We start from the raw sequence: 14877 nt of genomic DNA, 5'->3' as shown, positions 1-14877 counted from the left end.
GTGGACTTTGACAAAAACTCCTTAACATCTGTATATAATTTAACATAAAGTAAATTTTAGCCTGGAAATAGCTCTTTACTCATATATTTTTCAAATTCTAGGTCTGTTTTGGCTTGTTTTGCTTCCATAAACATGGCTGCATCAGTACCCACAATATATCGTGGAAGTATTTCATCACTATGAATGGCTTTCATTATGACGTCTGCAACCTGTGATGGAGCAGTTCCCATTTCAGCCATCATCTTAAGACCTGCTAAAATATGATCTGTTAATTCTTTGTATTTTGGATCTGTTTTTGATTCAGGAATTTTCATTGAATTGAAAAAGTTTGTTTTAATCACTCCTGGTTCAATCAATGTTGTTTTAATTCCAAATTGACCTAGTTCATATCTTAAACATTCACTAAACCCTTCTAAAGCAAATTTTGTACTGATATAAGCTGGAGAACCTGGCAATCCAATTTTTCCAACAACTGAACTGATATTTACTATAATTCCTGATTTTTGATTTCTCATTATTGGAGAAACCTCTTGAATAATTTTAACAATGCTGAAAAAATTTGTTTCAAACTGTTTTCTAAAATCATCTAATGTAATATCTTCAGTACATCCAAATTGACCGTACCCTGCATTATTTACTAAAACATCTAATCTTCCACTATTTGATGATATTTTTTTTATTGCTGAAATTATTGATTCTTCTTTATTTACATCTAATTCGATAATTTTTATTTTGATATTTTCTTTTTTTGCAGCATACTCTAATTCTGCAGATTTTTTTACATCTCTCATGCTTGCATATGTTTCATATCCGTCTCTTGCTAGTGCTAATACTGTCTCTAGTCCAATACCTGATGAACTGCCTGTCACAAGAGCAACCTTTTTCATAATAATGTTATCTTTTTTCTTATATTTATCCCATTTTGATTTTCTATACTAAGAAAAAATCAAACATAATATATCAATGACCTTCTCTGAATGTGGAATTCTGATGTGTTTGGAACGTTAAAGTAGACAAGAGGAATCATTATCAAGGCCAATTTTCTTGGTAAATTGTGATAAAACAAATTCCTCTGTTGTTAGTTGTAGTTGGAATAGCAGTTCTGTTGGTTGGAATAAATCTTGTACTGTCTTATGGTTTGACATTTTTTTCAGGTATTTCTCTCTTTTTTGGAAGTGCAATGTTGATAGCAGGAATAGATCTTAAAAGAAAAATCAAAAAATTAAATGCTAAAAATCGAAAAGAACATCATGATTACACTATCTCCAAATTATTAGATGATGATGTTTCAAAAGAAGACGAAAATAAGGATTGAGATATGGAACGTGAAAAGACAATATCTGTTGCAAAATTAGTTGCATGTTTACTGATCATTGCTGGAATTGCCATATTGTCTGCAACGATTTTGTATTTCTTGACAGCTCCAATTAATTGGATTTCATATGTGGGAATAATATCTGGAGGAATTATGCTTAACATTGGAGCAGCAGCACTATTTCTGATTAAAAAATTAAAACTAGACATCAAATCCTCTCATTAATTTCTGATTAAAAAAACAAGTATTACATTATCTTATGTGATTTTAGTATGGAGTAATTTTTGAGATATAACTAATTGTTTAGTTTGCCATGTTGATATTTTTTCATACTAACGGTCTGTCTCCTTCCATAGGATCGATTAGTTTTGTTTTTTCTCCTTTGTTGATTCTTTCTAAAATTTCTAATGCTGAATATTTATGTAAAAATTCATTATTATTTCCACATCTGTAGGAAAATGTACATCTTGGGCATCCTGCCTCATTTTTACATGGACATTCTTTTACAATATGCATGCTTCTTTCAAGCACTTTTTCAAATCTATCGTATAGTGCTTTACTTGCACCGCTGCCTCCAATTGCGCCATCATAAATGAAAATTAAGCCTGATGTGCCTAGTGAAATTCCTCCTAAATCTTGAGAAACTCCTCCTGTAATCATATTACTACCTTCAATTACGACATGTTCAGTAGCATGATATCCACTTGCTTCAGTATATTCTTCATCTTCAGATTTTTCAATAATTTTTAAAGGACTTGGTGCATGAAATACAATACCTTTTGTAATGAAATCATATTCTAGAGGTGTATCCAACATTACTTTTTCACCCTGTGTAACTTCTTGTCCTAATTCAATATTCACATAACCATAGACTTTTTTTTCTATATGCAATTTACAAAATGCTATTTCAATTCCCCCTGCATTTCTTTTTTCAAAAATGCTTTCAATTGTTGGCCATTCTTCTGTTAATGATTTTGTGTAATATGGATAGTCTTTTTGAATTCTTTCGATTTTAGCATAATTTTCTTTAGGATAATTCAATTCTTTAACTTTGTAACGAGAACCAGCTAGAAAATAAATTGCATCTTTATGTAATTCCTCTAATGCAATAGGAAGTATTCTGTCACCTACTTTTCTTTCATTCAAAAAAATATCTATTGATTTTCCAATTCCTCTGATACTGTAATCGTTTAAAATTGAACTAATTTTTTCAAAGTTAGGTATGATTCGATTATTTGATTCTATGATGTTTTCTTGTTTTAAATGATGTTCAATCATTTTTTGATGTTCTTTTAATTCATGTTTTGAAATTGGTTTATCGCAAGCCATTGCTAGTATTTGAAATTCTTCTACAAATGGGTTGTTTGGATCAATGTATGTTTTTTCTATATCTTCAAAATAATCATCGGGATGATTTTTGTAATATTGTGAAATTGGATCATTTCCTAATGCTAAAAATGCATATCCTCTTTGTCCTTTTCTTGCAGCTCTTCCTATTCTTTGAGTGAGCCTATTTACTGGAATTGTGGATGAAATCACACAATCTACATTTCCCACATCTATACCTAGTTCAAGCGTAGGAGTGCATGAAATTGCTTGTAATTTGTCTTCTTTGAATTGTTTTTCAACTGACATTCTATAATTTGACATTAATCCTGCTCGATGTACTTTGATGTTGATTTTTTGCTTTTTTGTTTGCATTGCTAAAAGTTCAGCATTCAAATGCGAATTGCTAAAAATCATTGTTTTGTGGTCTTTATCTGTCAATTTTTTTGTTAATTCTACCATTAGGTTTCTTTGAGTTCTAAGTGATGGAAATAACATTACAAAATCTGTTTCTCCTTTTTTACCAGAACCTTTAACCAATTGCATTTTTTCACCAAATAATTGTTCACAAAATGTTTTGGCATCTTCCAGTGTTGCAGATGCTGCAACAAATTGTAATTTGTCTTTACATATTCGTTTTAATCTTTTTATGATATAATGAACATTAGAACCAAAAATTCCTGAATAAACATGTGCTTCATCTACCACTAAAATTTTTGTTGAATTTAGTAGACTTGAAAATTTTGTTTGGTGCCATAAGTGATAATGTAACACATCAAAATTTGTAATTATGATTTCAGGAGGTGTTTCAATTATTTCTTTTCTCTCTTCTATTTTTGTATCTCCGTCAAAGACTTTAACGTTTATTTTTATTTTATCTGCAAATTTTTTGATTTTTGGAAACTGATCTCTGGCTAATGCCTTTGTTGGATACACAAAAATTGCAAAAATTTTACCTTTGTTGGATTCTTTTTTTATTCTTTGAATAACTGGAATCAAAAATGCCTCTGTTTTTCCTGATGCTGTTGGTGCCTCAATAACAATATTTTCTCCAAATACTATTTCTTGAATTGCATCCTCTTGGAATTTGTAAAATTGTTTAATTTTTAATTCATTTAAAAAAATTGAAATATTTTCATCTAATCCTAAATCTTCAACTTTGCATCCCATTTTAGGCTCAGAATTCTTCAAAATTTTATAATCTGAAATAAAATCTTTTTTTGAACGTAAAATTTCTTCAAGAAATTTTTCTGGAGTTGATTCCCCGATCATTTCATTAATTTCTTTCTCTGTCCTGATTATCCCTTCATCTGCTAATTCTATTGTTAGTTCTTTTTGAGTGACTAACCCCTTGTCAAATCTTGATAAAAATTCTAAAAACACTTCATCCGGATTTTTTGAAAATTCTAAAATATCTTGAATCCCACATTTATTGCAAGATACGTGTATTTTTTTGTTAAATGTTTTTTGAATTTCAATTTTTGATTTACATTTTGGACATGAAAATTTCAAGATCTATTTAATTAGAAATATTTGATGATTTATTGTTTAATTTCTTTATTAACCAATGAGATTATTAACCTAGAAACAATCTTTAATTTAAAAATGAATAAAGTGGAAATTGACAAAATTTACAATAAAAATTGTATTGATGGTATGAAATTAATCTCTAAAAATAAAATTGATCTTGTCATAACTGATCCTCCATTTGCTATTAATTTTAAAGCAAAAAAGGCTAATTACAATAGAACTGCTTCTAGAGTGTTATCTGGATATAATGAGATTAAACCTGAAAATTATTATGATTTCACATTTTCTTGGATGAGTGAGGTATTTCGAATTTTAAAAGATTCTGGAAGCATGTATGTTTTTTCAGGATGGAATAATCTCAAAGATATTTTACGTGCATTAGATGATGTTGGATTTGTGACTATTAACCATATTATTTGGAAATATCAATTTGGTGTTGTCACAAAAAAGAAATTTGTTACTTCTCATTATCATTGTCTTTACGTTTGTAAAGATGACAAAAAAAGGAAATTCTTTCCCTTTTCTAGATTTAAACAAGGTGATAAATCGCCAGATGGTAGAAGCCTTCATTATCGTGATAAAGAAGATGTTTGGGATATCAAAAGAGAATATTGGTCTGGTGATGAAAAAACTCCTACCAAACTCCCTTCTGAAATAATAAAAAAATTATTAGAATATTCTAGTGAAAAAAAAGATATTGTATTTGATCCTTTTCTGGGTTCTGGACAAACTGCAGTTGTAAGTAAATCTCTTAATCGTCGTTATCTTGGATTTGAAATTGTTCCTGATTATTACAAATTTGCTAAAAAAAGATTAGACAAGGATCTTTATCGAATTAAAAAATCAAAATAATTTTATTTTTTTTCAGATGTTTCTGTTGTTTTTTGACCCATTTTTGTAGATATTTCTTTTTGAATCTCATCATCTGTCTTACCTTCAGTAATAATACCTGCAGATTTCGCAATCATTTCTAATTTCTCTCTTTCAGTTTCAACTGGTCCTGAAATTTTTGGCACTTCTTCCGTTACTTCTTTCATTTGTTGTTGAATTTCATTTTTGGCACTGTTGTATTCACTAACAACTTTTCCCATTTTTTTGGCTGCACCTGGAAGTTTACCTGTTCCTAAAACTAGTACGACTGCAACAAATATGATTATCATCCATTCACTTCCACCTATATTCAATGAAAATTCTAACATGTTCAGGTATTTTCTAATTTAAAATTAAACGTAATGTTTGAAATTGTGCCTAATTTTGTTTTATTATTTTGAATTACTATTTTTCCTGAATCTTTAATGGCTCTAATTTCTTTCTTGAAATTATTGCTAATACTGTAATGCCTATTCCAATTATTGAAAATACTATGTATGGTGTTTCATCCCCAAATGAATGTGTTATCGGTCCTCCGATTGTTGGCCCTAATGCCCATCCTAATCCAAAAATTGTTTCATAAGCTCCGATAATTTTTCCAGATATACCTTTCTTTGTTTTGCTTAAAATTATTTCTAAAGTTAGCGGGAAAAATATGCTAAATCCAAATCCCATTAACACTAAAGCAATTCCAAATGTGATTATTGAATCTGCAACCACAGAAATAGCTAGTCCTATTGAAACTGCTAATGTTGCTGCAATCAATGTTTGACTTGTTTTCTTTGCAAATTTTCCTGCTAATGCAAGTGAAACTACTCGTGAAATTCCAAATGCAAAAAATAAATACAAAACATCTGTTGGATCCATTCCTTTGTCATTAAGAAATGCTGGAAAAATTGTTAGAATTATGCCAAATGAAGATGTACAGAAAATCAGTAATGTGATCACTTCTGGAAATTTCTTCATATCTTTAATTGCTGAAAAAGAAAATCTCTCGTGATGTACTTTGACTCTCTTTCTTGATGCTAATAATGCTGTAATAATTCCTGCAGCTAAAATGAATGCTGCAATTTGGAATAATATTCTATATGTTACATCGAGATTCTCTAAAAATGCTGTACCTAATAGGGGTCCAATCATGAAACCCATTACAAAAAACATTGTAAACCAAGAGATGTTTTTGACTCTGTTCTTTTCTGTACTTTCATTTGAAATAATTGATTCACATGGTGGCCAGAAAAATGCATGAGCTACTCCTGTCATTACTCTAAATCCCAATATTTCTGGAACTGATTGTGCAATGGATAAAAGATAGATTGATGCTGAATTGATTGCTGCTCCTATTGCTAATAGATGTGCATTGTTCATTCTATCTAATAAAATTCCAACAAAAAGTGGAATGAACATGTATGGAACAAAATTTGCTAGTCCGATAATACCCAATTCTGAATATGTTGCACCAATAACATTTTTTGCAAAAATTGGTAGAATTGGACCATGAAGTCCATATGAAATGCCTATGATTAATCCTGTTAAATTAACTAAAATTAGAACTCTGTTCATTTGTATGCCGCAACCATTATTGCGCCACCCATAAGATCCTTTTCAAATTCTACTCGTGAAAATTTTTCTAGTAATTTTTCTTCTAATTTTTTATTTTGTGGCCATCTTTGGAATGTACCATAAAGTGTACCGAATTTTAGTCCCAATCTTCCACCAGCACTAAATGCTAGAATTGGTAAAATACATCTAAGATAAAATGCAACACCTGCTCTGATAAAACCTTCATCTGGTTTGCCTAAATCTACAATTACCATTCGTCCTTCTTTTTTTAATACTCGATGAATTTCAGAAATTGCAACTCTCAAATTAATTGCATCTCTTAATGAATAACCGCATAGTACTGCATCAAATTCTTCATCTCTAAATGGAATATGTTCAAAAACACCATTTGCCATGTCTGGAACTTTTTCAAAATGTGAACCTGTATTTTTGAGCATAGGTACTAGAGGATCATAAAGAGTGATTGAGATTTTACCATCTGTTAGTTTTAATGCTGTTTTAGACATGTTTCCAAAACCAGAACCTGCATCTAAAATTTTATTTCCTTTGAGAACTCTTCCTGAAATTCCTCGATTTCTGTGTTCTATATCTTTACCTAATGAAATTATTGAATTAACTTTATCATAAATTGGAATTATATCGCGAAGTACTTCAATTACTTCACTCCAATAACTACTACCTAAACCCATTATCTAAATCCTCCTTGTCTCTGATTGAATATTTTTCAAATCTAAAACTTTTATTCATTTGAAAATTTTGATACATTTTTAGAATAATTTTCTAAATCTAATTCTGAAACTTTTTCAAAAACTTTTGATTCAGATGAAACTTTTGCCATTTTGACATTTTTAATTTCATCTTTGGCTTCTGCTTTCAAATTTACTGATGCAATAGCTAATGCTGCTGCGTCCTCTAAACTCATGTCTGGATTATAATTTTTTTCTAAAAATGAATTAACTTCATCAGCACCTGCCCCTATTGCAACTGCAGAAAATTGTACGTATGTTCCACTAGGATCTATTACATAGATTGCTTCTCCTTTTTGATCAATTCCTGCAATAATCATTGAAACGCCATTTGGACGTACTCCTCCATATTGAGTAAATTGATGAGCTGTATCTGCTAAATATTTTGAAACTGTAGCAATTTCTACTGATTCATCATATGTCATTCTATTTCCTTGTGAAAATGCTCTGGCATTATCAACTTGAACACGTGCATCTGGAATGTATCCTGCTGCTGCAACTCCTATGTGATAATCAACTTGGAAAATTTTCTGTGTAATGTTTTTAGTTTGTAAAGTTCTTGCTTTTTCTTCTACTGCCATAATGACTCCTTGTTTGGTACTGATACCAATAGCTAAAGTTCCTCTTTTTACAGTCTCAATTGCATATTCGACTTGATAGATTCTGCCATCAGGAGAATACATTGTTGGTGTCATATCGTAACCGCGTGATGCCATCATGATATGTCAACTTCATTCTCAGTCAATTTAAGGGTAATTATCTCTCAATAATTTTAGAATTTTTTTAAAAATTTATAATTTCAATATTCCTTTTTGAACCAAACTTATATAATCTGAATAGGACTATTATTATTATTATGGTAAAATCCGATCCATTTGCCAATGCAACTAAGCAAGTAAATGATGCTTGTGACATTCTTGGAATTAAGGATAAGGGAATTCGTGAATATCTTGCAATGCCAAATAAAATGTTGCGAGTAAAAATTCCTGTAAAAATGGATAATGGAAAAATTAGAGTATTTACTGGTTTTAGAAGTCAACACAATAACGATAGAGGTCCATACAAAGGTGGTATTCGTTATTTCAACCCGGAGGGTGGTGTTGAATACATGGAACGTGAAGTAATGGCTCTGTCTTCATGGATGACATGGAAATGTGCTATTGTTGATGTTCCGCTTGGTGGAGGAAAAGGTGCTATTTACGTAAACCCAAAAACTGAAAAACTCAGTGATGGTGAAATGGAAAGATTAACTCGTGGTTTTGCTTACAAAATTGCAGAAATTATTGGACCTGAGAAAGATATTCCTGCACCTGATGTTTATACAACTGGAAGAGAAATGACCCAAATTATGGATACTTTTAGTAAATTAAACGGAAACAAATATTCTCCTGGTGTAATTACCGGAAAACCAATTTCTATGGGTGGTTCTTTAGCAAGAAATGTTGCTACTGGATTGGGCACTGCTTACACTGTAAGAGAAGCTGCAAAAACATTGAAAATTAAATTAAAAGGTGCAAAAGTAGTTTTACAAGGATTTGGAAATGCTTCCACATTTGCTGGTGAATATTTGGAAAAAATGGGTGCAGTTGTAGTTGGAGTAAGTGACTCTAAAGGTTCAATTTTAATTCCTAAAGGTGCTAAAGTAAGTAAAATTTTAGAACACAAAGAAAAAACTGGTTCCGTTGTAGGATTTACTGGAAGTAAAGATGTTTCAACTGAAGAATTACTAACTGCAAAATGTGACATTTTGATTCCTGGAGCCTTAGAAAATCAAATTACTGCAAAAATCGCAGAAAAATTAAATTGTAAAATTATCGGTGAAGCTGCAAATGGCCCAACATTGCCTGAAGCAGATCCTGTAATTGAAAAGAAAAAGATTCTTGTGGTTCCTGATATTTTAGCAAATTCTGGTGGTGTTTGTATTTCTTATTTGGAATGGGTTCAAAACAATATGGGATACTATTGGAGTTTTGATGAAGTTGCATCAAAGATGGAGAAAAATATCACACAAGGATTCAAAGATGCATATGCATTATCTAAAAAACACAAAGTTGACATGCGAAAAGCTACAATGGTTTTAGCAGTTGAACGTGTTTTGGAAGCATTTAATCAAAAAGGCATTTGGCCTTAGTCTGATTATTTTTTAATTTTTACATTGTCTGACGTTTTACTCATTCAAAATACTAGAATTGAAGGTTCAGGGCATTTAGGTCAATTATTGTCTGATGATGGATTTGATATTACGTCTGTTTATGCAAAACATGAAGAAATTCCCAAGAAAAAATTTTCATTTGCAATAATTTTGGGTGCTCCAGAAAGTGCAAATGATGATTTACCTTATTTGATTGAAGAGCAAAAATTGATTAAAAATTATGTTGAAAATTCAATCCCTGTATTGGGAATTTGTTTAGGTTCTCAATTAATTGCAAAAACTTTTGGAGCTTCAGTATATCGAGGACCAATTACTGAGATTGGATTTTATCATGACTTAACTCTCTCTGATAATTCTAAATTATTTTCTGGATTTCAAAATCCTTTTTCTGTATTTCATTGGCATGGTGATACTTTTGATTTACCTTCGGGTGCTACCAGATTAGCCTCATCTAAGAATTACCAAAATCAAGCATTTCAATACAAAAGTGCAATTGGACTCCAATTTCATCTTGAAGTAAATGAACAAATGGTGAATCTTTGGTTAGATAAAACTGAAGAAAAATTGGATAAAATCCCTCATATTGATCCACGCCAAATCCGTTCAGATATTGAACAAAATATTTTCACTGTTAAATCCAACATGGAAACTTTTTACAAAAATTTTAAATCTCAATTTTCGCTTTGACCAAAGTTTAATATATTGAGTTTTGATTTCATCGATCGACTAATGGCTGCTGTCAAGAAAATTTTCGATGAAACTATTCAAACCGATCACAAAGTGATTACCGAAGAATTATCAAAATCTATTCTCAAAACTTATGGTGTAAAAGTACCACCTTATGCATTAGTAACTTCTGCTGAAGAAGCTGCAAAACAAGCAAAAAAAATTGGTTTCCCACTAGTTATGAAAGTAGTCTCTCCACAAATCTTACACAAAACAGATGTTGGTGGAGTCAAAGTCGGACTTGACAACGTTGCTGATGTTAAAAAAACATTCACTGACATGTATGGCCGTTTATCTAAAAAGAAAGGTGTCAATGTCAAAGGTATTCTTTTGGAAAAAATGGTTCCAAAAGGTGTTGAACTTATTGTAGGTATTCAAAACGATTCTCAATTCGGACCAATCATTATGGTTGGAATGGGTGGAATCATGACAGAAGTTATGAAAGATGTTGCATTTAGAATGCTTCCAATTACAACCTCTGATGCAAAATCTATGTTAAATGAATTAAAGGGTTCAAAACTTCTAAAAGGTTTCAGAGGAAGTGAGCCAATCGATACTAATCTAGTTGCAAAAATGTTAGTAGATATTGGAAAATTAGGTGTTGAAAATGCAGATTATGTTAACAGTATTGATTTTAACCCTGTAATCGTTTATCCAAAATCTCACTTTGTAGTTGATGCAAAAATTATTCTAAATAAAGAGATAAAGAAAAATTCTATCTCAAAGGCAAAACCAAATATTTCAGATATGGAAACATTCTTCACTCCAAAATCTGTTGCACTTGTTGGTGCATCTGCAACCCCTGGTAAAATTGGAAATTCAATTTTAGATAGTTTAGTTAATTATGATTTCAAAGGAAAGGTATATCCAATTAATCCAAAGGCTGATAAAATATTTGGACAAAAATGTTATGCTTCAGTTGCAGATGTTCCAGGAAATGTTGACCTTGTTGTTGTTTCAGTAGATTTGTCAATGACTCCTCCAGTTTTAGAGGACTGTGCAAAGAAAGGTGTTCATAGCGTTGTAATTGTTTCAGGTGGAGGAAAAGAACTTGGTGGAGAAAGAGCAGATTATGAAGCAGAAGTTGCACGTTTATCTAAAAAACACAAAATCAGAATTATTGGTCCAAACTGTATTGGAATGTTCAATGCTGCAAATAGACTAGATTGTGCATTCCAAGGACAAGAAAGAATGTTACGTTCAAAATTAGGTCCTGTTGCATTCTTCTCACAAAGTGGTACAATGGGAATCAGCATGTTAGAATCTGCTGATGTATTTGGATTATCAAAAATGATCAGTTTCGGTAACCGTTCTGATGTTGATGAAGCAGATATGATTTGGTATGCTGCAAATGATCCTCAAACTAAAGTAGTCGGATTATATGTTGAAGGATTTGGTGATGGTAGAAAATTCATTAATGTTGCAAAACGTGTTATGAAAGAGAAAAAGAAACCAATTGTAATTTGGAAGAGTGGAAGAACAGCTGCAGGTGCAAAACAAGCAGCATCACATACAGGCTCACTTGGAGGCTCAAACGCAATTATTATGGGTGCATTCAAGCAAGCAGGAATTATTTCAGTTGAAAGTTATCAGGAATTAGCAGGAGTACTAAAAGCACTTGCTTGGCAACCTGCAGCAAAAGGTAACAAAGTTGCAATGACTAGTAATGGTGCTGGTCCAATGATTGGTGGAATTGATCAATTAGAAAAATACGGACTTACTATTGGAAAACTTTCTCCACAAGGTGTTAAAAAAATGAAGGCACATTTCCCTCCTGCAGTACCAATTCATAATGGAAATCCAGCTGATGTTGGTGGTGGTGCAACTGCAGAAGATTATAGATTTGTTATTCAACAATTTATGGATGAAAAGAATATTGACATTGCTATGCCCTGGTTTGTATTCCAAGATGATCCATTAGAAGAAACAATTGTTGACCATTTGGCTGCATTCCAAAAGAACGGAAAGAAACCTGTCTTAGCTGGCGGTAATGGCGGTCCATACACTGAAAAAATGATCAAATTAATTGAAAAACACAATGTTCCAGTTTATCAAGATCTCCGAACTTGGGTAGCAGCAGCATCTGCACTTCAACAATGGGGAAAAATTTCTAAAAAATAGATAACATTTAATTCTTGCATGACTTGACAAATTTTCATGTCACTAGTTACCACATCTACTTCTGATGGCATTTGTACTGTCAAAATCAATAGACCTGACAAACTCAATGCAATGAATACTGATGTTGCAAAAGAACTAATCAAAACTTTTGAAACTCTCAATCATGATGATAATGTCAAAGTTATCATTTTGACTGGTGAAGGTGAAAAAGCATTTTCTGCAGGAGCTGACATTGAATACATGTCAAAAATCTCTGCAGATGAATCTGTCGAATATGCAAAAACTGGACAACTTGTTACTGCAACGGTAGAATTGGTTAAACAACCAACAATTGCAGCAATCAATGGATTTGCATTAGGTGGAGGTTGTGAACTTGCAATGTCTTGTGATATTAGAATTGCAGCTGACACTGCCAGACTAGGCCAACCAGAAGTAACAATTGGAATCCCTCCAGGATGGGGCGGAACACAAAGATTAATGAGAATTGTGGGAATAGCAAAGGCAAAAGAACTTGTCTATACTGGAAAAATGATCAAAGCTGATGAGGCAAGAGAAATTGGTTTAGTTAACCAAGTAGTTCCTCTAGCATCATTACAAGAAGAAGCTTTGAAAATGGCACAACAAATTGCTGGATGTTCAACAATGGGTGTTCAGATGTCTAAAGTTGCAATCAATAAAGGAAGAAATGCAGATCTTGATACTGGTCTTTCTATTGAGCTCCTTGCATGGAGAAATTGCTTTACACACCCTGATCGTGAAGAAAGAATGACCGCATTTGTAAATAAATCCAAGAAATAAGCTATCTCAGTCTCTTTTTTATTTTTATTATATTTTGAGCCTATCTGAATTACTAGTATGTTGAAGGGGAAAAGATTATTATAATTTGGAAATGGTTTTTGATCATAATGGCAACTGAACAAACACAAAAAATGGTTACAGTTACTGCAAAAGCAGCTGAGAAAATCCAAGAGTTCATGAAAGAGGAAGCCGAATCCCCTGAATACTTACGAGTATATGTTCAAGGTGGTGGTTGTTCTGGATTATCTTATGGTATGGGCTTTGAAAAAGCACCAGAAGAAGATGATCTTATTCTTGAAGAAAATGGAGTTAAACTCTTAGTTGATAGTTACAGTGTTGATCATTTACAAGGTGCAAACGTTGACTATATTGAGAGCTTGATGGGATCTGGATTTAAAATTAATAATCCGAATGTTACAAAATCCTGTTCATGTGGTCACTCATTTAGTACTGAATAAACTAGTATCATTATTTCATTTTTTAATATCTCTAGCTTATGCTATACTCCGATTTTTTTTCTATTGCGATACCCTCATATATCCTAAGTTAGAATTGAGGATATAATGATAAAGGAGATGAAGAATTTATGCCTCAATCAGGAATTGTCAAATATCACGTTAAGCTTTCCTATGAAGTTGATGGACTCGTTGAAAGAGCAGATATAATCGGAGCCATCTTTGGCCAAACAGAAGGACTGTTAGGCCCAGAGATGAATTTGAATGAACTGCAACGAGTTTCTAAAGTAGGACGTATTGAAGTTATTGCTAAATCAACATCTAATACTACAAGTGGTAATGCTGTTATTCCAATGAGTACTGATATTGATACTTGTGCATTAATTGCAGCTGGTATCGAAAGTATTGATAAAGTTGGTCCATTTGATTGTAAATTTAATTTGGATGCAATTGATGATGTACGTGCAGCAAAGAAAGATGATATTGTAAAACGTGCAAAAGAAATCAAGCAAAAATGGGCAACTAAAACAGTTAGTGAAGGTGAAACAATGTTAAATGATGTTCATCAAGGTGATTCTGGAAAATTATCTAGTTATGGACCATCTAAATTAACATGCAGTTCTGGAGTTTTTAATTCAAATTGGATTATTTTGGTTGAAGGTAGAGCTGATGTCATTAATCTATTGAGAGCAGGATATGATAATGTCCTTGCAATTGAAGGTGCAAAAATTGATGAATCCATTAAAGAATTATGTTCTGAAAAAGATACTGTTGTTGCATTTATTGATGGTGATAGAGCAGGTGGTTTTATTCTCAAAGAATTAAAATCTGTTGTAACACTTGATTATGAATTACAAGCTGATACTGGTGTTGAAGTAGAAGAATTAACTCCTCAAAGATTAGATGAAATTTTACAACCAATTGTTGATGAAATTAAAAATGGCAAACCTACTCCATCATTGAAAAGTGAAGATGATAAATCCATTGCAGATGTTGCATCTAAAATTTTCCCAAATCTTAATGAAACTTTAGAAGCAGTTGCTTTAGATGGTGATCAAAATGAAATCTTTAAAGTTCCAATTAGTGAAGTAGTAAGTAAATTATCTTCTCAATCTGGCATCAAGTATCTTCTATTGGATGGAATTATCACCAAGAGATTATTGGAAGGTGCTAAAAATGCTGGAATTGAATGTGTAATTGGACATAGAGTTGCAAAATTAACCAACTCTGATGGCATGACGTTAAAGACATTCAGTGATTTAGGCATATCTTAGG

The 14877-nt window shown here is 31.9% G+C and carries 15 protein-coding genes; 9 read left to right on the top strand and 6 right to left on the bottom strand.

The window, feature by feature from the left end; all coding sequences use genetic code 11:
• Positions 1-56: 56 nt before the first annotated feature.
• Positions 57-887, bottom strand: coding sequence for an SDR family oxidoreductase (locus AW732_RS03845; RefSeq protein WP_067958751.1), 831 nt, complete (start codon positions 885-887; stop codon positions 57-59).
• A gap of 167 nt (positions 888-1054) precedes the next feature.
• On the opposite strand from AW732_RS03845, the gene AW732_RS03840 reads away from it, so the two are divergent.
• Complete coding sequence (locus tag AW732_RS03840; protein ID WP_067958749.1) at positions 1055-1315, top strand: DUF373 family protein; 261 nt, start codon at positions 1055-1057, stop codon at positions 1313-1315.
• A 3-nt stretch (positions 1316-1318) separates the two neighbouring features.
• Entirely contained in the window at positions 1319-1540 is a 222-nt protein-coding gene (locus AW732_RS03835) for a hypothetical protein (protein ID WP_067958743.1), read from the top strand.
• Positions 1541-1642: 102 nt separating this feature from the next.
• On the opposite strand, the gene AW732_RS03830 is transcribed toward AW732_RS03835, so the two are convergent.
• Complete coding sequence (locus AW732_RS03830) at positions 1643-4153, bottom strand: DEAD/DEAH box helicase (protein WP_067958740.1); 2511 nt, start codon at positions 4151-4153, stop codon at positions 1643-1645.
• A gap of 93 nt (positions 4154-4246) precedes the next feature.
• Between AW732_RS03830 and AW732_RS03825 the strand changes: the two genes are divergently transcribed.
• On the top strand, positions 4247-5023 hold the full coding sequence (locus AW732_RS03825; protein WP_067959059.1) for a site-specific DNA-methyltransferase: 777 nt from the start codon (positions 4247-4249) through the stop codon (positions 5021-5023).
• 2 nt (positions 5024-5025) lie between these two features.
• On the opposite strand, the gene AW732_RS03820 is transcribed toward AW732_RS03825, so the two are convergent.
• The 4 genes from AW732_RS03820 to AW732_RS03805 all read right to left on the bottom strand — a co-directional run bounded on the left by AW732_RS03820 (position 5026) and on the right by AW732_RS03805 (position 8069).
• Positions 5026-5370 (bottom strand): twin-arginine translocase TatA/TatE family subunit, encoded by a 345-nt coding sequence (locus AW732_RS03820; protein WP_067958739.1) that lies wholly within the window; start codon positions 5368-5370, stop codon positions 5026-5028.
• 76 nt (positions 5371-5446) lie between these two features.
• Complete coding sequence (locus AW732_RS03815; protein WP_067958737.1) at positions 5447-6604, bottom strand: MFS transporter; 1158 nt, start codon at positions 6602-6604, stop codon at positions 5447-5449.
• Positions 6601-7293 carry a class I SAM-dependent methyltransferase gene (locus tag AW732_RS03810; protein ID WP_067958734.1) on the bottom strand — a complete coding sequence of 231 codons (693 nt, stop codon included), beginning with the start codon at positions 7291-7293 and terminating at the stop codon, positions 6601-6603. Before AW732_RS03810 ends, AW732_RS03815 begins: the two co-directional genes overlap by 4 nt.
• Positions 7294-7343: 50 nt before the next feature.
• Positions 7344-8069, bottom strand: coding sequence for an archaeal proteasome endopeptidase complex subunit alpha (locus AW732_RS03805; RefSeq protein ID WP_067958732.1), 726 nt, complete (start codon positions 8067-8069; stop codon positions 7344-7346).
• 137 nt (positions 8070-8206) lie between these two features.
• Here AW732_RS03805 and AW732_RS03800 point away from each other — a divergent pair, with 137 nt between their 5' ends.
• The 6 genes from AW732_RS03800 to dnaG all read left to right on the top strand — a co-directional run bounded on the left by AW732_RS03800 (position 8207) and on the right by dnaG (position 14876).
• Positions 8207-9481, top strand: a complete 1275-nt coding sequence (locus AW732_RS03800) for a Glu/Leu/Phe/Val dehydrogenase (protein WP_067958730.1) — start codon at positions 8207-8209, stop codon at positions 9479-9481.
• 24 nt (positions 9482-9505) lie between these two features.
• Positions 9506-10189, top strand: a complete 684-nt coding sequence (locus tag AW732_RS03795; RefSeq protein WP_067958726.1) for a type 1 glutamine amidotransferase — start codon at positions 9506-9508, stop codon at positions 10187-10189.
• 42 nt (positions 10190-10231) lie between these two features.
• A complete protein-coding gene (locus AW732_RS03790) occupies positions 10232-12349 on the top strand; it encodes a 3-hydroxypropionate--CoA ligase (RefSeq protein WP_067958724.1) in 2118 nt (705 codons plus the stop codon).
• 36 nt (positions 12350-12385) lie between these two features.
• Entirely contained in the window at positions 12386-13147 is a 762-nt protein-coding gene (locus AW732_RS03785; RefSeq protein ID WP_067958721.1) for an enoyl-CoA hydratase-related protein, read from the top strand.
• A gap of 107 nt (positions 13148-13254) precedes the next feature.
• On the top strand, positions 13255-13605 hold the full coding sequence (gene erpA / locus AW732_RS03780) for an iron-sulfur cluster insertion protein ErpA (protein ID WP_067958719.1): 351 nt from the start codon (positions 13255-13257) through the stop codon (positions 13603-13605).
• 128 nt (positions 13606-13733) lie between these two features.
• Positions 13734-14876, top strand: a complete 1143-nt coding sequence (gene dnaG, locus AW732_RS03775) for a DNA primase DnaG (protein ID WP_067958716.1) — start codon at positions 13734-13736, stop codon at positions 14874-14876.
• The last annotated feature ends 1 nt before the right edge of the window (position 14877 follow it).

Source organism: Nitrosopumilus sp. Nsub, from assembly GCF_001541925.1.
Lineage (GTDB): Archaea > Thermoproteota > Nitrososphaeria > Nitrososphaerales > Nitrosopumilaceae > Nitrosopumilus.
Note: the sequence above shows the minus strand (reverse complement) of the source record. Positions and strands in the feature narration are given on the sequence as shown.